Origin of the sequence: Dactylosporangium sp. NPDC000244, from assembly GCF_040300725.1 — a bacterium.
In the GTDB taxonomy this organism is placed as follows: Bacteria; Actinomycetota; Actinomycetes; order Mycobacteriales; family Micromonosporaceae; genus Dactylosporangium.
Map to the genome: position 1 here is coordinate 275,646 of NZ_JBEPEH010000003.1, position 19,562 is coordinate 295,207.

General features: G+C 73.7%; 20 protein-coding genes. 12 read left to right on the plus strand and 8 right to left on the minus strand.

All coding sequences use genetic code 11. The annotated features are described in order from the left end of the window. Window positions 1–24 precede the first annotated feature (24 nt). Genes ABT369_RS06060 through ABT369_RS06070 form a run of 3 tightly spaced genes read left to right on the plus strand, consistent with a single transcriptional unit; the run spans window position 25 to window position 2,829 of the window. On the plus strand, window positions 25–987 hold the full coding sequence (locus ABT369_RS06060; protein WP_350610579.1) for a lysylphosphatidylglycerol synthase transmembrane domain-containing protein: 963 nt from the start codon (window positions 25–27) through the stop codon (window positions 985–987). A gap of 53 nt (window positions 988–1,040) precedes the next feature. Next, window positions 1,041–1,715 carry a response regulator transcription factor gene (locus tag ABT369_RS06065; RefSeq protein ID WP_350610580.1) on the plus strand — a complete coding sequence of 225 codons (675 nt, stop codon included), beginning with the start codon at window positions 1,041–1,043 and terminating at the stop codon, window positions 1,713–1,715. Next, window positions 1,708–2,829 (plus strand): sensor histidine kinase, encoded by a 1,122-nt coding sequence (locus ABT369_RS06070; RefSeq protein ID WP_350610581.1) that lies wholly within the window; start codon window positions 1,708–1,710, stop codon window positions 2,827–2,829. Before ABT369_RS06065 ends, ABT369_RS06070 begins: the two co-directional genes overlap by 8 nt. On the opposite strand, the gene vanX is transcribed toward ABT369_RS06070, so the two are convergent. The 4 genes from vanX to ABT369_RS06090 all read right to left on the minus strand — a co-directional run bounded on the left by vanX (window position 2,805) and on the right by ABT369_RS06090 (window position 6,327). Beyond that, complete coding sequence (vanX, locus tag ABT369_RS06075; protein ID WP_350610582.1) at window positions 2,805–3,413, minus strand: D-Ala-D-Ala dipeptidase VanX; 609 nt, start codon at window positions 3,411–3,413, stop codon at window positions 2,805–2,807. The two genes, ABT369_RS06070 and vanX, sit on opposite strands and share 25 nt — an antisense overlap. After that, complete coding sequence (locus ABT369_RS06080; RefSeq protein ID WP_350610583.1) at window positions 3,410–4,429, minus strand: D-alanine--D-alanine ligase family protein; 1,020 nt, start codon at window positions 4,427–4,429, stop codon at window positions 3,410–3,412. Before ABT369_RS06080 ends, vanX begins: the two co-directional genes overlap by 4 nt. Continuing rightward, window positions 4,422–5,378, minus strand: a complete 957-nt coding sequence (locus ABT369_RS06085) for a D-isomer specific 2-hydroxyacid dehydrogenase family protein (protein ID WP_350610584.1) — start codon at window positions 5,376–5,378, stop codon at window positions 4,422–4,424. Before ABT369_RS06085 ends, ABT369_RS06080 begins: the two co-directional genes overlap by 8 nt. A gap of 67 nt (window positions 5,379–5,445) precedes the next feature. Further along, on the minus strand, window positions 5,446–6,327 hold the full coding sequence (locus ABT369_RS06090; RefSeq protein WP_350610585.1) for an undecaprenyl-diphosphate phosphatase: 882 nt from the start codon (window positions 6,325–6,327) through the stop codon (window positions 5,446–5,448). An 84-nt stretch (window positions 6,328–6,411) separates the two neighbouring features. Here ABT369_RS06090 and ABT369_RS06095 point away from each other — a divergent pair, with 84 nt between their 5' ends. From ABT369_RS06095 to ABT369_RS06105, 3 genes are all read left to right on the plus strand, one after another. Next, window positions 6,412–7,755: a sensor histidine kinase gene (locus tag ABT369_RS06095; protein WP_350610696.1), complete on the plus strand. Its 1,344-nt coding sequence runs from the start codon at window positions 6,412–6,414 to the stop codon at window positions 7,753–7,755. 156 nt (window positions 7,756–7,911) lie between these two features. Next, window positions 7,912–8,529 (plus strand): hypothetical protein, encoded by a 618-nt coding sequence (locus ABT369_RS06100; RefSeq protein WP_350610586.1) that lies wholly within the window; start codon window positions 7,912–7,914, stop codon window positions 8,527–8,529. Between the two features lie 54 nt (window positions 8,530–8,583). Beyond that, window positions 8,584–9,429 carry an alkaline phosphatase family protein gene (locus ABT369_RS06105; RefSeq protein ID WP_350610587.1) on the plus strand — a complete coding sequence of 282 codons (846 nt, stop codon included), beginning with the start codon at window positions 8,584–8,586 and terminating at the stop codon, window positions 9,427–9,429. Window positions 9,430–9,433: 4 nt separating this feature from the next. On the opposite strand, the gene ABT369_RS06110 is transcribed toward ABT369_RS06105, so the two are convergent. Further along, entirely contained in the window at window positions 9,434–9,943 is a 510-nt protein-coding gene (locus ABT369_RS06110) for a hypothetical protein (protein ID WP_350610588.1), read from the minus strand. A gap of 150 nt (window positions 9,944–10,093) precedes the next feature. Here ABT369_RS06110 and ABT369_RS06115 point away from each other — a divergent pair, with 150 nt between their 5' ends. The 3 genes from ABT369_RS06115 to ABT369_RS06125 are packed head-to-tail and all read left to right on the plus strand — an operon-like array spanning window position 10,094 to window position 13,853. Further along, entirely contained in the window at window positions 10,094–10,675 is a 582-nt protein-coding gene (locus tag ABT369_RS06115) for a helix-turn-helix transcriptional regulator (protein WP_350610589.1), read from the plus strand. Beyond that, the gene (locus ABT369_RS06120) at window positions 10,672–11,397 is read left to right on the plus strand and encodes an ABC transporter ATP-binding protein (RefSeq protein ID WP_350610590.1); all 726 of its coding nucleotides are present in this window, start codon (window positions 10,672–10,674) and stop codon (window positions 11,395–11,397) included. The genes ABT369_RS06115 and ABT369_RS06120 overlap by 4 nt, the downstream gene beginning before the upstream one ends. Then, window positions 11,394–13,853, plus strand: a complete 2,460-nt coding sequence (locus ABT369_RS06125) for an FtsX-like permease family protein (RefSeq protein ID WP_350610591.1) — start codon at window positions 11,394–11,396, stop codon at window positions 13,851–13,853. Before ABT369_RS06120 ends, ABT369_RS06125 begins: the two co-directional genes overlap by 4 nt. Before the next feature lie 12 nt (window positions 13,854–13,865). On the opposite strand, the gene ABT369_RS06130 is transcribed toward ABT369_RS06125, so the two are convergent. From ABT369_RS06130 to ABT369_RS06140, 3 genes are read right to left on the minus strand one after another with little or no spacing between them, the layout of a single operon-like run. After that, window positions 13,866–14,537, minus strand: a complete 672-nt coding sequence (locus tag ABT369_RS06130; RefSeq protein WP_350610592.1) for a phosphatase PAP2 family protein — start codon at window positions 14,535–14,537, stop codon at window positions 13,866–13,868. Continuing rightward, window positions 14,527–15,213 (minus strand): response regulator transcription factor, encoded by a 687-nt coding sequence (locus tag ABT369_RS06135; protein ID WP_350610593.1) that lies wholly within the window; start codon window positions 15,211–15,213, stop codon window positions 14,527–14,529. Before ABT369_RS06135 ends, ABT369_RS06130 begins: the two co-directional genes overlap by 11 nt. A 59-nt stretch (window positions 15,214–15,272) precedes the next feature. Next, complete coding sequence (locus tag ABT369_RS06140) at window positions 15,273–16,055, minus strand: class I SAM-dependent methyltransferase (RefSeq protein ID WP_350610594.1); 783 nt, start codon at window positions 16,053–16,055, stop codon at window positions 15,273–15,275. A 110-nt stretch (window positions 16,056–16,165) separates the two neighbouring features. Here ABT369_RS06140 and ABT369_RS06145 point away from each other — a divergent pair, with 110 nt between their 5' ends. From ABT369_RS06145 to ABT369_RS06155, 3 genes are read left to right on the plus strand one after another with little or no spacing between them, the layout of a single operon-like run. Beyond that, window positions 16,166–16,690: a PadR family transcriptional regulator gene (locus ABT369_RS06145; protein WP_350610595.1), complete on the plus strand. Its 525-nt coding sequence runs from the start codon at window positions 16,166–16,168 to the stop codon at window positions 16,688–16,690. Then, window positions 16,687–17,361, plus strand: a complete 675-nt coding sequence (locus tag ABT369_RS06150; RefSeq protein ID WP_350610596.1) for an ABC transporter ATP-binding protein — start codon at window positions 16,687–16,689, stop codon at window positions 17,359–17,361. The genes ABT369_RS06145 and ABT369_RS06150 overlap by 4 nt, the downstream gene beginning before the upstream one ends. Then, window positions 17,358–19,529 (plus strand): ABC transporter permease, encoded by a 2,172-nt coding sequence (locus ABT369_RS06155; RefSeq protein ID WP_350610597.1) that lies wholly within the window; start codon window positions 17,358–17,360, stop codon window positions 19,527–19,529. Before ABT369_RS06150 ends, ABT369_RS06155 begins: the two co-directional genes overlap by 4 nt. Window positions 19,530–19,562 lie beyond the last annotated feature (33 nt).

Here is a 19,562-nt window from a genome sequence, read left to right on the forward strand (position 1 = left end):
CCTTCGGTGCCGAGTCTGATGGGCGTGAAACGCTACTGGCGAACCGGGCTGCTCGTGGTGGGTGTCGTCGTGGCCGCGCTGGAGTTGCGCGGCCACCTGCCGTCCGCGTCGCAGACGTGGCAGGCGCTGCGCACGGCCGACCTGCGCTGGCTGGCGGGGGCGGTCGTGCTGTCCGGGCTCGCCATGGTCGCGTTCTCCGAGCAGCAGCGCCTCCTGCTCGGCGCGTTCGCGGTGCGGATGGGGGCCGCGGCCTCCCTCGGCCTCACCTACACGCGCTCGGCGATGGCGGCCGCGCTGCCGGCCGGGTCCGCGGTGTCGGCCGGCTACGCCTTCGGCCGGTTTCGGGCGCACGGCGCGCCCCGCCCGGTCGCGGCCGCCGTGATGCTGCTGTCCGGCGCGGCGTCGGTCGCCGGCCTGGCGCTGCTGTACGCGGGCAACGTCCTGCTGCTGGCCCGCCCGTCCGCCGCCGCGCTCGGCATCGGCGCGGCCGTGCTCCTGCTCGGCGTGCTCGTCGCGCTCCACGCGAGGGCCGTGCGCCGCGCCGGCGGGCCGAGGCCGGTCGTGGAGACGGCGGACGACGGGCGCATCCGGACCACGCTGCGGCAGACCCTGGCGCTGGCCGGCTCGGTCCCGACGCGGCGGTGGCTCGCCGTGATCGGGATGGCGGTCCTCAACTGGCTCGCCGACCTCGCGTGCCTCATCGGTGCCGTGCGCGCCACCGGCCTCACGGTGCCCGTCACGACCATCGCGACCGGCTACCTCGTCGCGCAGCTCATCCGCCAGATCCCGGCCACCCCGGGCGGCATCGGGGTCATCGAGGCGAGCCTGCTCGTCGCGCTCACGGCCGCCGGCGCCCCCGCCGCCCCGGCCGCGGCGGCGGTGCTGCTCTACCGCATCCTGTCGTGCTGGGTCGACCTGCCGATCGGGCTCGCGTGCTGGCGCGCGTCGAAGAGCCCGGTGACCGAGCGTGTCCTCGTCCCGGCCTAGCCAGGACCCTTTTCGGTACGCCCACGATATGTCCGGCTCGTAGGATCGGCTGCATGCGTGTGCTGGTCGTCGAGGACGAGCCCGACATGGCCAAGGCCATCCGTGACGGTCTGCGACTGGAGGCGATCGCGGCGGACATCGCCGGCGACGGCGACACGGCGCTGGAGCTGCTGAGCGTCAACGCCTACGACATCGCCGTCCTCGACCGTGACATTCCCGGGCCTTCCGGCGACGAGGTCGCCGCGAGCATCGTCGCCTCCGGCAGCGGCATGCCGATCCTGATGCTCACTGCGGCCGACCGGCTCGACGACAAGACCTCCGGATTCGAGCTCGGCGCCGACGACTACCTCACCAAGCCGTTCGAGCTGCAGGAGCTCGTGCTGCGGCTGCGGGCCCTCGACCGCCGGCGCGGGCACAGCCGGCCGCCCGTGCGGGAGATCGCCGGGCTGCGCCTGGACCCGTTCCGCCGCGAGGTCTACCGCGACGGCCGGTACGTCGCGCTGACGAGAAAGCAGTTCGCGGTCCTCGAGGTGCTGGTCGCCGCCGACGGCGGGGTCGTCAGCGCCGAGGCGCTGCTGGAGCGGGCCTGGGACGAGCACGCCGACCCGTTCACCAACGCCGTGCGCATCACGGTCTCGGCCCTGCGCAAGCGGCTCGGCGAACCCTGGCTGATCGCCACGGTGCCCGGCGTCGGCTACCGCATCGACGCCGGAGGCGACCGTGGATAGGCGGCCCGGGCTGAGCGTCCGGCTCAAGCTCACCCTCAGCTATGCCGGGTTCCTCATGGTCGCCGGGGCCCTGCTGCTCGGCCTGGTGTGGGTGTTCCTCCTGCGCTACGTCCCCGACCCGGGGCGGACCACCATGCAGGTGCCGGGGATGCGCGAAGTTCCGGTGCTGCGCGGCCCCAGCCGGCACGACCTCGTCGTGGCGTTCGTCCCGCGGGCCGAGCAGGGGATGGTGTTCCTGCTGGTGTTCGGGCTGGCGGGCGGGTGGATTCTCGCCGGCCGGATGCTCGCGCCGCTGGCCCGGATCACCGACGCCACCCGCGCGGCCGCGGCCGGGTCGCTCTCGCACCGGATCGCGCTGGAGGGCGGGCAGGACGAGTTCCGCGAGCTCGCCGACGCCTTCGACGGCATGCTCGGCCGGCTCGAGGCGCACGTGGCCGAGCAGCGGCGCTTCGCCGCCAACGCCTCCCACGAGCTGCGCACCCCGCTGGCGATCACCCAGACCCTGCTCGACGTGGCCCACCGCGAAGGCAACGCCGGCACCGGCGAGCTCGTCGAGCGCCTCCGCGCCGTCAACACCCGCGCGATCGACCTCACCGAGGCCCTGCTCGTGCTCAGCCGGGCCGATCAGCGCTCCTTCGAGCGGGAGCCCGTCGACCTGTCCCTCCTCGCGGAGGAGGCCGGCGAGACGCTCCTGCCGCTGGCCGAGAAGCACGGCGTCACCATCGAGACCTCCGGCGACATCGCCCGCGCCGCCGGCTCGCCCGCGTTGCTGCTGCAGATGACCACGAACCTCGTGCACAACGCGATCGTCCACAACCTGCCCGAGCACGGCCGTGTGCGGGTCGAGACCGCCGTCGGCCCGGACACCGTCGTGCTCAGCGTCGAGAACACCGGCGACCGGCTCAGCCGGGAGCTGGTCGCGACCCTCACCGAGCCGTTCCGGCGGGGCACCGACCGCATCCGCGGCGGCCAGGCGGGGGTCGGCCTGGGCCTGGCGATCGTCAAGAGCATCGTCCAGGCCCACGACGGCACCCTCGACCTCGCACCGGGAGCGGCCGGGGGTCTGCGGGTCACGGTGCGGCTCCCGCGCTACGCGACGGGAAAGTCGAAGTAGGTGTCCGGGTAGGGCTCGTCCCGCAGGGTGTAGTGCCACCACTCGCAGTCGTACCGGATGAAACCGCAGTCCTCCATGAGCGTGCTCAGGTGCCGGCGGTTGCGCGTCTCGGCCGGGGCGATGCCCTTCGCGCCGTGGTGCGAGACGGGATCCATCAGGTCGTGGCCGCCGCCCATGGCCGCGAGCTCACCGGTGGCCAGGTGGTAGAGCGTCAGATCCACGGTGCTGCCGCGGCTGTGGCCGGACTTGGCGGCCACGTAGCCCTTCTCGAACATCTGGCGCCGCTGGATGTTGGGATAGTGCCGCGGCTTCGTCCGGCCCGCCTCCGGCTCCTTCGACCAGCGCACGAAGCAGTCCACGGCGCGCTGCGGGCGGTAGCCGTCCCACAGGAGCAGGCCGAAGCCGAGGGCCGCCGCCTTGTCCCGCGCCTTCTCCAGGGCCGCGCACAGGGCCCGCGTGCCGACGATGCGGTTCGCCACATAGCCGTCCACCGGCTTGCCGGTGAAGTTGTCCCAGGTGGCGTACTTGGCGTCCCAGCGGATGCCGGGCACCAGCTCGTCGACGAAGACGAACTCCTCCTTCATCGCCGCCGTCCCGCCAGCGTCAGGGCCACGAGCCGGTCGATCACCTCGGCCAGCGGCAGCCCGGCGGCCGCCATCATCCGGGGATAGCGGCTGTACGACGTCAGGCCGGGCATGGTGTTGACCTCGTTGAGCACGACCGTCCCGTCCTCGCGCAGGAACAGGTCCACGCGCGCCAGCCCCCGGCAGCCCAGCGCGCGGTACACGGCCTTGGCGGTCTCCCGCACGAGCGCGCGGGACTCGGCCGGGATGTCGGCCGGGACGATCGGCGTCGAGTTCTCGGAGCCGCTCTCCGGCGTGCTCTCCTGATGGATGCGGAAGAACCCGTGCGACAGGGCGATGCGATCCACCTCGCCGGCGAGCAGATCCGCACCGTTGCCCAGGATGGCGCAGCCGACCTCGCTGCCGACGACCGCCTCCTCGATCAGGACCTTCGCGTCGTACTGCCGCGCGGCCTTCACCGCGTCGGGCACATCCTCGGCGCGGGTGACCTTGCTGACGCCGAACGACGAGCCCGAGCGCGCCGGCTTCACGAAGGCGGGGTACGTGATCCGCGGATCGACGGGCTCGTCCCCGGTGACGATCCAGTGGTTCGGCGTGGCGATGCCCGCGTTGCCGGCGACGATGTAGGCCAGCGACTTGTCCATGCACAGGGCGGAGCTCTGGATGTCGCAGCCGACGTAGGGGATGCCGGAGAACTCGAGCAGCCCCTGCACGCCGCCGTCCTCGCCGAGCCGGCCGTGCAGCACGGGGAACACCAGGTCGAGCCCGATCGTCTCGTACCGCCCCTCATCGAGCACCAGCAGCCCGTGGACGCCCGGGTCCGGCGACAGCGCCACCGGCCGGCGACCGCCGTGCTCGTCGAGCAGGTTCCAGGTGCCGTCCTCCGCGATCTCGATGCAGTACGGCTCGTACCGGCCGCTGTCCAGGTTCTTGGCGACCTCCCGCGCCGACTTGACGGAGACGGGATGTTCCTCGGAACGACCCCCGAACATGATGCCGATGCGCAACCTAGCCATGCCGCGTCCCGCTTTCGAAGTTGAGGCAGTTGATGATGGAGTTCTCGACCGTGTCGCTCAGGGCGTGGTCGGTGTAGTAGGCGGTGTGCGGGCTGATGAGCACGTTCGGCAGTTGGTGCAGCCGCAGCAGCGCCTTGCTGTCGATGGGGCGGTTCCGGCAGTCGGCGTAGAAGACGCCCTCCTCGCCCTCCAGGACGTCCAGCGCCGCACCGCCCAGCCGCCCGTCCTCCAGGGCCGAGACGAGGGCCTCGGTGTCGATCAGCGGGCCGCGCCCGGTGTTGACGACGTACGCGCCGGGCTTCATCCGCTCGATGCGCTCGCGGTTCAGGAGGTGACGGGTGTCCGCCGTGAGCGGGGTGTGCAGCGTGACGATGTCGCTGCGCCGCAGCACCTCGTCGAGGGGATCGCGGCCGCTGGTCAGGATGCGGCAGCCGAACCCGCCCAGCCGGTCGACGACGGCCGAGCCGATGCGCCCGGTGCCGACGACCCCGACCGTCAGATCGCGCAGCTCCCGGCCCCGCACCTCGTGCAGCCGGTAGTCGTGGGCGTCCGCACGCAGGACGATCGACTTGGCGTTGCGCACCGCCATCAGCATCAGCATCAGCGTGAAGTCGGCCACGCTGTCGGGCGAGTAGGCGACGTTGCCCACGGCGATGCCGACGCTGCGCGCGAAGGGCACGTCGATGTGGTTGTAGCCGATGCTCCTGGTGGAGATGTACCGCACGCCGGCCCGGCCGAGCGCCCGCAGCGTGGGGTTCGTGACGTGGGTCTTGTGCCCGACGCTGACGCACCGGTTGCCGACGGCCAGGCCGATGGTGGCCTCGGACGCCGCCGCCTCGGTGATGGTCGGCCGGACGCCGAAGCGGGGGGCCAGCTCGCGGAACAGCACGGCCTCGTCGGGGCCGCACCCGTACACCGTGATGCCCGTCGAGGTCGTGCCAGCAGTCATGCCACCAGTCAAGGCGCCACGGTGTTGCCCGTGCGTATGCGGATTTCGATATGCGGGCGATATGGGCTCAGCCGAGCGTGAGCCAGCCCAGGCTCGCCAGACCGGCGGCGACGCAGTAGATCGCGAACGGCGTCAGGGTGCGCCGCTCGAAGTACCGCGTCAGGAACCGCACCGACAGGTACGCGGCGGCGAAGGAGGCCACGCTGCCGGCCAGGACCTGACCGCGGATGCCGGCGCCGAGCGGGCCGTACAGGTCCGGCACCTTCAGCACGCCCGCGGCGAAGATGACCGGCGTGGCGAGCAGGAACGAGAAGCGCGCCGCGTCCTCGTGCGACAGCCCCTTGAGCAGCCCCGCGCCCATGGTCGCCCCGGAGCGGCTGATGCCCGGCAGCAGGGCCAGGATCTGCGCGCTGCCGATCTGCAGGGCGCGCGAGAACGAGCCGGACGCCAGCCGCTCGTCCGGATCGCCGGTGGTCCGATCCTCGGCGGGCGCACGGCGGCGGAGCCGTTCGGCGCCGAGCAGGATGAGCCCGTTGAGGGTGAGGAAGATCGCCGCGGGCACGGGGCGCCCCAGGACCGTGCGGAACGTGTGCTCCAGCAGCAGACCGGTGACGCCCACGGGGATCGTGGCCACGATGATCATCCACGCGAGGCGCTCCTCGGGCGTCATGATGCGGCGGTACCGCAACGACGACCCGAACCCGCCGAGGATCCGCAGCCAGTCCCGCCAGAAGAACATCAGCAACGCCAGCGCGGTGGCCACGTGCAGCCCCACCACGAACGCCAGATACGGCGACTCGGGCGCCGACACGCTCAGGTCGCGGGCCCAGCGGCCCCCGATGAGCGCGGGCAGCAGCACGCTGTGGCCGAGGCTCGACACCGGGAACAGCTCGGTCACACCCTGCAGGAGGCCGACGACGATCGCCTCCGGATAGGTCAAGTGGTGCATGAGTCGGGATGGTGCCGAGCTGATCCTGAGAACAGTTTGAATTCAGCCCCCGTTCAGGACCGCGCCGTTACCGTCCGTCGTGTGATGAGGTTCGCGGCGGGGATTCGGCAGCGGCTCGGGGTGCGGATGCGCTCCGCGCTCGCCGCGTCCGCCGTGGTGGCGATCGCCTCGGTGCTGACCGGTGTGGCGTTCGTCATCGCCGCGAAGGTCATCCTCACCGGCAACGTCGACCAGAGCACCGGCGACCGGGCGGCCCAGATCGCCGGGGCGATCGACGACGAGGAGGCTCTCGCCGCGGTCATCCAGCCGTCGCTGCGCGACCGCACCATCGTGCAGGTGCTCGACGCGAGCGGGAAGGTGCTGCGCTCCTCGACGCTGCTCGCCGGGGCCCCGCCGATCTCGGCGCTCCGCCCGCCGGCGGGGGAGACGCGGCTGGAGCAGCGCCGGCTCCCGGTGGCGCACGACGAGTACTTCCGCATCACCGCGCTCGGGGCGCCCGGGCAGCGCACGGTCCTCGTGGGGCAGTCGATCGACGAGATCGACGACGGGACCGAGGCCGCGATCGGGGCGCTCGCGATCGGCCTGCCGCTGCTGACCGTGACCGTCGGGGTCGCGACCTTCCTGTTCGTCGGGCGCTCGCTGCGGCCGGTCGACGCGATGCGGCGGCAAGCCGAGACGATCAGCGGGCGGAACCTGCACATGCGGCTGCCGGTACCACCGGCGAACGACGAGATCGCCGCGCTGGCCGCGACCATGAACGGGATGCTCGACCGCATCGAGTCCGCGACCGCCGCGCAGCGCCGGTTCGTGGCCGACGCCTCGCACGAGCTGCGCAGTCCACTGTCGACGGTGCTGGCCGGGCTGGATCTGCTCGGAGACGGGCCGCACGTGGACCGGATGCGGCGCGAGAGCGACCGGATGGCGCGGCTCATCGCGGATCTGCTGCTGCTGGCGCGGGTGGACGAGAAGGGGCTGCAACTGCGGCACCAGGACGTGGACCTCGACGACCTCGTCTACATCGAGCGGGAACGCCTGACGGAGCAGCATCCGGAGTTGCGGGTCACGACGCGGGCGGCACCGGTGCGCGTGAACGGCGACCCGCACCATCTCCAGCGCGTGCTGCGCAACCTCGTGGACAACGCGGCCCGGTACGCGAAGCACACGGTCGACGTGACGGTGCGGACGCAGGACGACGCGGCCGAGGTCACCGTGGCCGACGACGGGCCGGGCATCGGCCCCGCGGACCGCGACCGGGTCTTCGACCGCTTCGTCCGCCTCGACGAGGACCGCTCCCGCGCCGGCGGCGGCACGGGACTCGGGCTGCCCATCGCCCGCGACATCGTGACCGCCCACGGGGGCACGCTGACGGTCGAGGAGTCCCCGGCCGGCGGGGCGCTGCTGCGCGTGAGCCTGCCGCTCACGCGATGACGACCCGCTTCGCCGAGGCCGAGCGTCGGCTGTGCCAGGTCCATGGCAGGTCCCTGGCAGCGTTTACCCAGGTTCATCTCCGACGCTGAGCATCGCGAAAGCGCAGGTGGAAGGCCTGCGCGGGGGATTGGAGCGACGCAAGTGTCCATGAAGTCGATGAAGACAACCAAGCGGATCGGCCTCGCGGCGATCGGCCTGACGGCGACCGGTGTGATGGTGTTCGGCGCCGCCTCGCTGGCCAGCGCGGAGACGGCCGCGCCGTCCCCGAGCGCCTCGGCCGAGGCCGGCAACGGTGGCAAGGGACACGACGGCGGTGGACGGGGCGAGTCGAACCACACTGCGGTGACGGGGGATGAGCTGGCGAAGGTGACCGCGGCCATGAAGGCGAAGGACTCGTCGGTGTCGGTGACGAAGGTGTTCAAGGACTCGGACGGCTCGTACGGCGTGGTCGGGACGAAGGACGGCGCGAAGGTCTTCTACGAGGTGACCGCGGACCTGAAGACGTTCACCCAGCGCACGCACACGCACGGCGACGGCAAGGGACGCGACGGCGGCCGGAGCGGGTCGAACCACACTGCGGTGACGGGGGATGAGCTGGCGAAGGTGACCGCGGCCATGAAGGCGAAGGACTCGTCGGTGTCGGTGACGAAGGTGTTCAAGGACTCGGACGGCTCGTACGACGTGCTGGGGACGAAGGACGGCGCGAAGGTCTTCTACGAGGTGACCGCGGACCTGAAGACGTTCACCCAGCACACGCACGGCGGCAACAAGTAGGTCTCCTAGCCGCCGGATCGCTAGGCTGCATCGGGTATGAGCGCTCGTGCGGCCGTGAGACGGTGGCTCCGCACCGCGGTGGCGGTGGCGGTGTGCCTGGTCGCCGGCTGTGGCGCCGCCCCGCCGCCGCCTGCGGCGTCACCGTCGTCGCCGCAGGGGCCCGGGCACGTCGTCGTGGTGGTGTTCGAGAACAAGTCGTACCGGCAGCTCGCCGGACGCCCGGAGGCGCCGTACCTCAACACGCTCATGACCCGATCCGCCGTGTTCACCGACGCGCACGGCGTCGCCCACCCGAGCCAGCCGAACTACCTCGCCCTGTTCTCGGGCTCGACCCAGGGCGTCACCGACGACCACTGCCCGGTCCGGGCCGGCGGGGCGCCGAACCTCGCCCAGCAGTTGCAGGCGGCCGGGCACACCTTCGCGGGCTACTCCGAGGACCTTCCCGCCGCCGGATACCGCGGCTGCTCGCGCGGGCGGTACGCCGCCAAGCACAATCCCTGGGCCGACTTCGACACCGTCGCCGACGCGGCCAACCAGCCCTTCACCGCGTGGCCCGCCGACCCGGCGAAGCTGCCCACCGTCGCGTTCGTGATCCCGAACCTGTGCGACGACATGCACGACTGCGGGGTCGCGACCGGCGACGCCTGGGCGCGCGAGCACCTCGACCCCTACGTGCGGTGGGCCGAGGCGAACGACAGCTGGCTGATCGTGACGTTCGACGAGGACGACGGCGGCAGCGGTAACCAGATCCTGACCCTCGTCGCCGGGGCGGGCATCACCCCCGGCAACCGCTCGGGCCGGGTCGACCACTACTCGGTCCTGCGGACCATCGAGGACCGGTACGGGCTGGCCCCGCTGGGCGGCGCGGCCGCGGCGACCCCGTTGCCGCTGGGGCGCTGAAGGCTCAGCCGCCAGACTTGCCGGCCCGCGCGCCGGGGCCGCCCTCGACCGTGATCGGGCCGGGCTCGAGGCTCCGGCAGGCGGTGTCGGCCCGGCGCCAGGCCGGGTCGTCGTCGGGCGGCACGGTGGCGGGCCGGAACACCCCGTCGCCGCCGGGATCGGGCCAGTCGGGCAGGCCGTTGTCGCGCACGCACGCGGCCCAGGCGCGCAGCTTCGCCATCTCCGCGACGCTCAGCGGGCGCTCGGTGCGGGCCGGGATGGCGCCGATCCGGGCGAACTGCTCCTGGCACTCGGCGGCCGGCTGCTTGACGAGGCCGTTGACGGAGGCGGGGAAGCCCCACCGGCCGTCGGTCTCGACCGGGTCGGGGAAGTCTGGGAAGCCGTTGGCGCGCATGCACGCCGCGGCCGCGGCGTAGACGTCCCGGTCCGGCGCGGCCGGCTCCGGGGTGCCGGAGCCGCAGCCGGCCAGGCCCATGATCCCCGCGCTCGCCGCGGCGAGCAGGCGCATACGCATGCCCCAACGGTCGGCCCCGGGCGTCCTCGGCGCTTCCCCCGAAGGATGCCCGGCCCCGACCCGAATTCGGGGGAGGTGCGGTGACAGGGCGTGGACGGCCGTGAGTATACCGAGTATGCTACCGGGCATGATATCGAGTGGAGTGGCGCGATGAGCATCCGATATGCCCTGCTGGCGCTGCTGAAGGAGGGCCCGAAATACGGGCTGCAGCTGCGCGAGGAGTTCGAGGCGCGCACCGGCGAGGTGTGGCCGCTCAACGTCGGGCAGGTCTACACGACCCTGCAGCGGCTGGAGCGCGACGGGCTCGTCGAGTCCGACGACGACGCCGAGCCCGGCCCGCAGAAGGGGTTCCAGATCACCGCGGCCGGGGCCGACGAGCTGGCCGTCTGGCTGAGGACGCCGCCCGACCTCGCGTCGCCGCCCCGCGACGAGCTCGTCATCAAGATCCTGATCGCGGTGCGGCTGCCGGGGGTCGATGTGCACGAGGTGATCCAGGAGCACCGGCGGTACATCGTGGAGCTGATGCAGCAGTGGACCCGCCTCAAGGAGGAGGAGGGCGAGCTCGACCTGGGCCTCGCGCTCGTCGTGGACGCCGAGCTGTTCCGCCTCGACTCGGTCGTGCGCTGGCTCGACACCGCCGACGGCCGGCTCAAGCGGGCCGCGCTCGACCCGCCGGCCCCGGCCCGCGCCACGGGCCCGCAGATCCGCCGCCGCGCGGGGGTGCGGCGATGAGCGGGGTGCTGGAGCTGCGCGCGGTGTCGAAGACCTATGTGGACGGTGCCGACGAGGTGCACGCGCTGCGCGACGTCGACCTGACCGTCGAGCCCGGCCGGATGGTCGCGGTCATGGGGCCGAGCGGCTCGGGCAAGAGCACCCTGCTGACCATCGCGGGCGCGCTGGAGTCGCCGAGCGCCGGCGAGGTGCTCATCGCGGGGCAGCCGCTCTCGGCGATGTCCCGCCACGACCGGGCCCGGCTGCGGCGGCGCGCGATCGGGTACGTCTTCCAGGACTTCAATCTCCTGCCCGGCCTCACCGCCGCCGAGAACGTGGCCCTCCCGCTCGAGCTCGACGGCCTGAAGGCGGCCAAGGCGCGGGCGGCCGGCCTGCGCGCCCTGGACGAGCTGGGCCTGGCCGACCGGGCGGAGCGCTTCCCCGACCAGCTCTCCGGCGGCGAGCGGCAGCGGGTGGCGATCGCCCGGGCGGTCGTCGGCGATCGGCGCCTGCTGCTGGCCGACGAGCCGACCGGCGCGCTGGACACGGCCAACGGCGAGGCCGTCATGCGCCTGATGCTGGCCGCCTGCAAGCGCGGGCTGGCCGCGGTGATGGTGACCCACGACGCCCAGCTGGCCTCGTGGGCCGACCGGGTCGTGTTCATCCGCGACGGCGCCGTGGTCGACCGCACGGCCCCGCGCCCGGGCCCGGACTCGCTGCTGACCGGCGAGGCGGCCCGGTGAGCGCCGCCGTCGCGCAACGCCCGCTGGTGCTCGGCTCCGGCCACGGCGGCCTGCCCGCGCGGCGCGCCGTCGCACGCTGGGCGTGGCGGCTGTTCCGGCGCGAGTGGCGGCAGCAGGCGATCGTCCTGGCGCTGCTGGTGGTCGCGGTCGCCGCCACCACCGTCGGGCTCGCCGTCGCCGCCAACGCCCCGACCGAGGCGGGCACCTTCGGCACCGCCGACCACCTGATCGCCCTCGACGGCACCGACCCGCAACTGGCGGCCGGCCTCGCCGAGCTGCGCACCTCGTTCGGGACCGTCGACGTCATCGAGCACGGCAAGAAGCTCCCGCTGCCCGGCTCGGCCAACGGCTTCGACGTGCGCGCCCAGGACCCGCACGGGCCCTTCGGCGCCCCGATGCTGCGCCTGACCCAGGGCCGCTGGCCGCAGGGCCCCGGCGAGATCGCGCTCACCGGGCGCGTGGCGGCGGCGCTCGGCCTGGGCGTCGGCGGCGCCTGGAACCAGGACGGGCGGCCGCGGACGGTCGTGGGCCTCGTCGAGAACCCGCTCGACCTGCGCGACGCGTTCGCCCTCGTCGCGCCCGGGCAGGCGGCCGCGGTCGACCGCGTCGACGTGCTCATCCGGGCCTCGGCCGACGAGTTCCGGGCCCGGCCGAGGCCGAGCGGGTCGACGCAGGTCCGCTCCGCAGATGCCTCCGCGAGCGCCGTGGTGCTCGTGCTCGCCACGATCGGGCTGGTGTTCGTCGGCCTGCTCGCGGTGGCCGGGTTCACCGTGATGGCCCAGCGGCGGCTGCGGGCGCTCGGCCTGCTCGGCGCGATGGGCGCGAGCCACCGGCACATCCGGCTCGTGCTGCTCGCCAACGGCGCGGTCGTCGGCGGCGTCGGCGCGGTCGCGGGCGCCGCCGCGGGGACGGTTGCGTGGGTCGCGCTGGGCCCGCTGCTGGAGTCGCCGCTCGGGCACCGCATCGACCGGTTCGCCGTACCGTGGCCGACGATGCTCGTCGCCGTGCTGCTGGCGACGATCACCGCCGTCGTCGCCGCGTGGTGGCCGGCCCGGGCGGCCGCCCGCATGCCGGTCGTGGCCGCGCTCAGCGCGCGTCCGGCGGCGCCGCGCCCGGCCCACCGCTTCGCGGCCCTCGGGGGCGTCCTGCTGGCGGCGGGGACGGCCGCGCTGGCCCTGGCCCAGCAGACCAGGGCGCCCTTCATCATCGGCGGCGTTCTCGCCACCGCGGTCGCGCTGCTGCTGCTCGCCCCGGCCGGGGTCGCGATCGTCGGCCGGCTCGCGCGGCGCGCGCCCCTGGCGCCCCGGCTGGCCATGCGCGACCTGGCCCGGCACCGGTCCCGCTCCGGCGCGGCGCTGGCCGCGATCGCGCTGGCCGTGGGCATCGCCGCCGTCGTCACTCTGGGCGCCGCCGTCACCGTCGCCCGGGCCGCCGCCCCGACCGGCGGCAACCTGCCCGCCGACCAGCTCGCCGTGTGGGTGTCCCCGGAGGCGATGGCCGGCCCGGTCCCGACGCTTCCCCAAGAACAGTTCGATGCGGTACGGACCGAGGTGGCCACGATCGCCGCCGACGCACACGCCACCGCCGTCGCGCTGACCGGCGCCGTGGACCCGAACCAGCCGCTGGAGCGCAACGGCCGCCAGCCCGCGGTGTACGCGAAGCCGCACGCACCCGGCCCCGGCCAGCCCGGCGACGTGATGTACAACAGCCGCGACATGATCGGCCTGTTCGTCGCGATGCCGGAGCTCCTCACGCACTTCGGCATCGACCCCGCGAGCGTCCACGCCGACACCGATCTGCTCCTCGGGCGCGACAGCATCGACGGGTACGACCTCATCCCCGGCCGCAACGCGCGGTGGCAACCGGTCCAGCAGCACGTGACGCTGCCCGCCTACGGCTCCCTGCCGAGCGTCCTCATCACCGAGCACGGCCTGGCCCGGCTGCACCTGACGCCGATCCCGGTGGGCTGGCTGGTCGACGCGCCCGCCGCCCTGACCGCGGCCCAGATCGAGCACGCCCAGCGCTCCGCGGCCGCCGCCGGCGTCAGCGTCGAGTCCCGCCCGACCGGCGCGGACCAGGCCCGGCTCGCCGGCTGGTTCACCGGGGCCGGGATCGCGGTCGCCCTCGGCGTGCTCGCGATGACCGTCGGGCTCATCCGCAGCGAGACGGCCCGGGACCAGCGCACGCTGATCGCGACCGGCGCCCGCAGCGGCACCCGGCGCGCGCTCACCGCCGCGACCGCCGGGGCGCTCGCCCTCGCCGGGGCCGTCATCGGCACGGCGTGCGCCTACGTGTCGATGCTCGCCTGGTACCACCGGGAGGCGCACTGGCTCGCGCATCCGCCGGTGCTCAACCTCGTGGCGCTGCTCGTGGGCCTGCCGGTCGTCGCCTACCTCGGCGGCTGGCTGCTGGCCGGTCGCGAGGCCCGCGGCATCGCCCGGCGGCCGCTGGAGTGACCGGCGTGCTGCTTATGGGCCGTCGCCGCCCGGTGGGGAGCCGGAGGGCTGTGGCCGGACGGAATCGCGCGGACGCGGGCGCAGCACGATGCCGAGCACGGTCAGGACGGAGCCCGCGAGCAGCCAGCCGCCGAGCACGTCCGTGGGCCAGTGCGCGGCGAGCGCCACGCGGCTGATGCCGACCAGCCCCGCCCACAGCCCGGCGACGGCGGCCAGCACGGCGCGGGCCCGGCCGCTGGGCAGCAGCGGCCACAGCAGCACGACGAGGATGCCCGCCGCGATGGTCGCCGAGGTCGTGTGGCCGGACGGGAACGCCCAGCCCGCGGCGGCGGTGAGCCGCTCGGGCGGGCGGGGGCGGTGCACGAGGGTCAGTACCGTCAGACGCAGCACGGTCGCGGTGGCCGCCGCGGCGAGCAGGAACACGACGCCGGCCCGGTCGCGGCGCCACACCGCGAACGCGACGGCGAGCAGCAGCGCCGGGAGCAGGACCCGCTGGTCGGCGCTGTGCGTGATGGCCGACATGACCGCCCGCCACACGTGGTGCGACCGCGCGAAGCGCAGGGCCGCGTCGCTGAGCGCGGTGTCGAGGCGCAGCAGCGGCCCGAAGCGCACGGCGACGAGGGCGGTCAGCGCGGCGAATCCCAGCGGCAGGACGACGGCCACGACCCGGCGGTCAGCCGCCATGCGGGTCCAGCCGGTAGCCGACGCCGCGGACGGTCTGGATCGCGCAGCGCCCGTACGCGTGGTCGATCTTCTTGCGCAGGTAGCCGACGTAGACCTCGACGATGTTCAGATCGCCCTCGAACCCGGCGTCCCACACGTTCTCCAGGATGGCGGTCTTGGACACCACGTCGCCGGCCCGCCGCAGCAGGAACTCCAGCAGCGCGAACTCGCGCGGCGTCACCTGGATCGGGTCGTCCCCGCGGCCCACCCGGCGGCGGGCCGGGTCCAGGTGCAGGTCGCCGGCGGTGAGCACGACGGGCCGCTGGGGCGCGCCGCGGCGGATCAGCGCCCGCAACCGCGCGGTCAGCACCACGAACGGGAACGGCTTGGTGAGGTAGTCGTCGGCCCCGAGGTCGAGGGCGTCGGCCAGGTCGTACTCGCCGTCCTTCGCGGTCAGCATGAGGATCGGCGTCCACACCTCCCGCCGCCGCAGCTCCCGGCACACCTCGTAGCCGTTGAGCCCGGGCAGCATGATGTCGAGCACGATCGCGTCGTAGGCGCCGTTCGGCGACTCGGTCGCCGCCCACAGCCCGTCGATGCCGGTGAAGGTCAGGTCGGTCGTGAACCCCTCGACGGCCAGCCCGTCACGAATCGTCTCGGCCAGCCCGACCTCGTCTTCCACCAGCAACAGCCGCATGGATTCACCTCCCACCGCACAGCCTCACACGGTGCACCTGAATGCATCCTGAAAGGCACCTACATAGTGTAGGAGTGAAAATTGGTCATTCGTGTTACCGGGTGCGCCGCGCGGCGTAGACCACGTTCACGGCCCACGCCCCGCTGCCGGGCAGGCGGCAGGCGAGGGCGTCCAGCGGCGCGGCGGCCCGGCGCAGCAGGGGCCGCTCGTACCAGCCGGGCGTCAGCATCGAGAACCCGCGCCGCGCCACGATCGTGAACCCGTGCCGGTGCAGCAGCGCCCTCCACCTGGGCGTGCGACAGCTCCGCGAACCATCGCCGGCCCCGGTGCCGGCGCGCCCGCAGGTGCCGCAGTGAGCGCCGGTTGCCGTGGTTCTCGACGATCAGCAGCCCGGACCCGGCGCTCGGCAGCGCCGCCGCGGCGAACGCCAGGGCCCGCTCGCGCACGTCGTCGTCGACGTTGAGCAGCAGCCGGAACATCGTCACCAGCGCCGGGCCGTCGCTCGCCGCCGGCTCCGGGACCGGGCCGCCGGTCGCCACCACGTGCAGGCCCGCGTCCGTGCCCAGCTCGGCGGCCTTGGCCAGCATCTGCGGCGAGGTGTCGTAGCCGTGCGCCCGCCGGACCAGGCCGTGCAGGTTGCGGATCGCCCGGCCGGTGCCGCAGGCGAAGTCGTGCTGCGTCAAACGCGCGTCCGGGAACATGCGGCGGATCAGCCCGCGCAGGAAGGCCCGCTGCCGCCGGTTGACCCGCGAGGCGTAGCTTCCCGGCGCATATGTGACGTGTTCGTACTTGTCGACGGACCCGGCATTCCGGAACGCATTCGCGTAATTGTCATCCACCATTCTGCTTCAACGCCGGTGACTTTTCCCGAGTGACGGCCGGGGTGGCGCCGGGCCGGTGTATAACCCGGGTGTATGTACTCGGTGTATATCCGTGGTGTATGGTCGTCGGCATGAGCGTTCCTCTCACGCTGCTGGGCCTCCTGGAGCGCCAGCCGAGCCATGGTTACGACCTCAAGCGCGACTACGACACGTTCTTCGGCCGCGGCCGTCCGCTGCCCTTCGGCCAGGTGTATTCGACCCTCGGCCGCCTCGCCCGCGACGGCAAGGTCGTGATCAGCGAGGTCGAGGCGGGGGAGGGGCCCGAGCGGAAGCGCTACGTCATCACCGACCTCGGCGCCACCGAGGTCGACGCGTGGCTGACCCAGCCGGTCGAGCCCGAGCCGCACCTGCAGACGGTGCTGTTCGCCAAGGTGATGCTGTCGCTGATGCTGGAGCGGCCCGCCGCGGAGTATCTCGACACCCAGCGCGGCGCGCACCTCAAGCGGATGCGGGAGCTGCACGAGATCAAGAAGGGCAACGACCTCATCGAGGCGATGCTCGCCGACCACGGCCTGTTCCACCTCGAGGCCGACCTGCGCTGGATCGAGCTCACCGTGGCCCGCCTGGACCACCTGGCCGGGCTGGTGCGCCGATGAGCGCCGTGATCGAGGCCCGCGACATCGAGCTGTCCTTCGGCGAGACCGCGGCGCTGCGCGGGGCCACGTTCGACGCGGGGCCGGGCGAGATCGTCGCCGTCATGGGGCCGTCCGGCTCCGGCAAGACCACGCTGCTGCACTGCCTCGCCGGGATCCTGGTGCCGAGCGCCGGCGAGGTCCGCTTCGACGGGCAGCGCATCGACGGGCTCAACGAGCACCAGCGCAGCACGCTGCGCCGGGAGCGCTTCGGGTTCGTGTTCCAGTTCGGGCAGCTGGTGCCGGAGCTGACCGTCGAGGAGAACGTCGCCCTGCCACTGCTGCTCGGCGGGTCGCGGCGCGGCGAGGCCCTGCGCGAGGCGCGCAGATGGCTGGACCGGCTCGGCCTCGCCGGGATGGAGGGGCGCCGGTCGGGGGAGCTGTCGGGTGGTCAGGCCCAGCGCGTCGCGCTGGCACGGGGAATGATCAACCGGCCGCGGGTGCTGTTCGCCGATGAGCCCACCGGCTCCCTCGACTCGCTCACCGGCGAGCAGGTCATGGACCTCATGGTGGCGGCGGCGCGGGAGCACGGCACGACCGTCGTGCTCGTCACCCACGAGCCGAGGGTCGCCGTCTACGCGGACCGCGAGGTGATCGTCCGGGACGGTCGCGTGCACGCCCTGGCCGCGTCGTGATCCGGTTCGGTCTGCGCCTGGCCCTCGCCAACGGGCGCGAGGCGCTGCTGCGGTTCGTGGTCATCGCCGTCGCCGTCGCGCTCGGCACCGGGCTGCTGCTGGCCACCACCGCCGGCGTCCGCGCGCTCGACGCCCAGGTCGGCCGGGGCGCCTGGCTACGCGGCCAGCAGGCTCCCGGCGGGCCCGCGGCGGACCCGGTCGTCTGGGCCGGCCGCGAGGACTTCTTCGGCGGCAAGTCGATCTGGCGCATCGACGTCGGCCTCAAGGGCGCCAACCCGCCGGCCGTGCCGGGCATCCCGCGGCTGCCGGCCCCGGGGCAGTACTACGTCTCGCCGGCCCTGCACGACCTCATCGCCACGCACCCGGCCGACCAGCTCGCCGCGCGCTTCCCGGGGCACGAGGCCGGCATCATCGACGAGAACGCGCTGGAGTCGCCGGACTCGCTCGTCGCCGTCATCGGCCGCACCCCGGGCGAGGTCGGCGGCATCCCGAGAGCTCACGAGGTCACCGCGGTGTCCACGTCGCCGCAGAAGATCCCGACCGCCGCCATGGACCTGGTGCTGTCCGTCGTCGCCGGGGGCCTGCTCTTCCCGCTGCTCGTCTTCGTCGGTACGGCCACGCGCCTGTCGGCCACCCGCCGGGAACAGCGGTTCGCGGCCATGCGGCTCATCGGCGCCACACCGCGCCAGGTGACCCAGCTCGCCGCAGTCGAGTCCGGCGCGGCCGCCGTGGCCGGCACGATCGCGGGCTTCGCGCTGTTCCCGGCGCTGCGGGCGGCCATGGCGGCGGTGCCGCTCACGACCGAGCGGTTCTTCCCCGCCGATCTCTCGCCCGGCCTGCCCATCGCCGTGCTCGTCGCGCTCGGCGTCCCGCTCGGGGCGATCGCCGCGGCCGCGCTCGCCATGCGCCGGGTCCGGATCTCGCCGCTGGGCGTCGCCCGCCAGGTGACCCCGAAGCCGCCGCGCGCGTGGCGGTTGATCCCCGTCGTCGCGGGGCTCGTGGAGCTGGCGTACTTCGTCGGCCGTAAGCCCGAAACCTCCAGCGGACAGACCGCCGCCTTCCTGCCGGGCTTCCTGATCACCATGGTCGGCCTCGTGATCGCCGGCCCGTGGATCACCATGGTGGGCGCCCGGCTGATGGCCCGCCACGCCCGCCGGCTGCCCACGCTGGTGGCGGCGCGGCGGCTCGCCGACAACCCGCAGGCCGCGTTCCGCGCGATCAGCGGCGTCATGCTCGCCCTGTTCGTCGTCAGCGTCGCGACCGGCGTCATCACCACGATGCACTTCGAGCGCGGCGTGCGCTACGGCGACCTCGCGGCGGTGACGCTTGAGCAGCACCTCGGACCGGAGGGCACCCTCCCGGACGACGTGTCCGACCGGCTGCGCCACGTCCAGGGCGTGACCTTCGCCCTCGTGCTGCACGACAACCCCGACGACGGACCGGCCAGCCCCTCCAGCATCGTCGCGTGCGCCGATCTCGCCCGGATCCCGCAGTACGGCACGTGCGCCCCCGGCGCCGAGTACGCCCAGATCTGGAGCAACCTCGTCGGCTTCGACCGCACGCGCACCGGCACGGGCACGGCGACCGTCTGGCCGACGGCCCCCGTCACCGCCGCGCAGGTCACGGCGCTCCCGCTCGACAGCGTCGTCGTCGGCCTCGACGGCAGCGCCGCCGCCCACGAACGGGCCCGCACCGCGATGGGGCTGGCCTACCCGGACTACGAGGTCCCGGCGCTCACCGACCTCGAGCGGGGCAGCAACTCCCGCACCCAGATGGCGCTGTTCCAGCGCCTGGCCGACGTCATCATGCTCTTCAGCCTGCCGATCGCGGGCTGCAGCCTGGCGGTGAGCGTCGCCGCCGGCATCGCCGACCGCAAGCGCCCCTTCAGCCTGCTGCGCCTCACCGGCGTCCCGCTGCGCGCCCTGCGCCGCGTCGTCGCCCTCGAGTCCGCGGTGCCGCTGCTGGCGGTCGCGGTGCTGGCCGCGGTCACCGGGTTCGCCGCGGCCCAGCTGTTCCTCCGCGCGCAGATGGGCTACACCCTGGCCGCGCCGGACTGGTCCTACTACGCGCTGGCCGGGCTGGGCCTGGCCGTCTCACTGGCCATCATCGCCGCGACCCTGCCGCTGCTGTCGCGCATCACCGGACCGGAGACCGCCCGCAATGAATGACCTGTCCCGCCGGCTCGACGGTTCGAGCCGCGC

What these genes read in the sequence shown, in the direction of transcription:
- ABT369_RS06080 (WP_350610583.1), bottom strand. Translation starts at nt 4,429, where the DNA reads ATGGCTAGGTTGCGCATCGGCATCATGTTCGGGGGTCGTTCCGAGGAA.
- ABT369_RS06145 (WP_350610595.1), top strand. Translation starts at nt 16,166, where the DNA reads ATGAGCGTTCCTCTCACGCTGCTGGGCCTCCTGGAGCGCCAGCCGAGC.
- ABT369_RS06085 (WP_350610584.1), bottom strand. Translation starts at nt 5,378, where the DNA reads ATGACTGCTGGCACGACCTCGACGGGCATCACGGTGTACGGGTGCGGC.
- ABT369_RS06130 (WP_350610592.1), bottom strand. Translation starts at nt 14,537, where the DNA reads ATGGCGGCTGACCGCCGGGTCGTGGCCGTCGTCCTGCCGCTGGGATTC.
- ABT369_RS06150 (WP_350610596.1), top strand. Translation starts at nt 16,687, where the DNA reads ATGAGCGCCGTGATCGAGGCCCGCGACATCGAGCTGTCCTTCGGCGAG.
- ABT369_RS06135 (WP_350610593.1), bottom strand. Translation starts at nt 15,213, where the DNA reads ATGCGGCTGTTGCTGGTGGAAGACGAGGTCGGGCTGGCCGAGACGATT.
- ABT369_RS06065 (WP_350610580.1), top strand. Translation starts at nt 1,041, where the DNA reads ATGCGTGTGCTGGTCGTCGAGGACGAGCCCGACATGGCCAAGGCCATC.
- ABT369_RS06110 (WP_350610588.1), bottom strand. Translation starts at nt 9,943, where the DNA reads ATGCGTATGCGCCTGCTCGCCGCGGCGAGCGCGGGGATCATGGGCCTG.
- ABT369_RS06140 (WP_350610594.1), bottom strand. Translation starts at nt 16,055, where the DNA reads ATGGTGGATGACAATTACGCGAATGCGTTCCGGAATGCCGGGTCCGTC.
- vanX (WP_350610582.1), bottom strand. Translation starts at nt 3,413, where the DNA reads ATGAAGGAGGAGTTCGTCTTCGTCGACGAGCTGGTGCCCGGCATCCGC.
- ABT369_RS06100 (WP_350610586.1), top strand. Translation starts at nt 7,912, where the DNA reads ATGAAGACAACCAAGCGGATCGGCCTCGCGGCGATCGGCCTGACGGCG.
- ABT369_RS06120 (WP_350610590.1), top strand. Translation starts at nt 10,672, where the DNA reads ATGAGCGGGGTGCTGGAGCTGCGCGCGGTGTCGAAGACCTATGTGGAC.
- ABT369_RS06090 (WP_350610585.1), bottom strand. Translation starts at nt 6,327, where the DNA reads ATGCACCACTTGACCTATCCGGAGGCGATCGTCGTCGGCCTCCTGCAG.
- ABT369_RS06095 (WP_350610696.1), top strand. Translation starts at nt 6,412, where the DNA reads ATGAGGTTCGCGGCGGGGATTCGGCAGCGGCTCGGGGTGCGGATGCGC.
- ABT369_RS06115 (WP_350610589.1), top strand. Translation starts at nt 10,094, where the DNA reads ATGAGCATCCGATATGCCCTGCTGGCGCTGCTGAAGGAGGGCCCGAAA.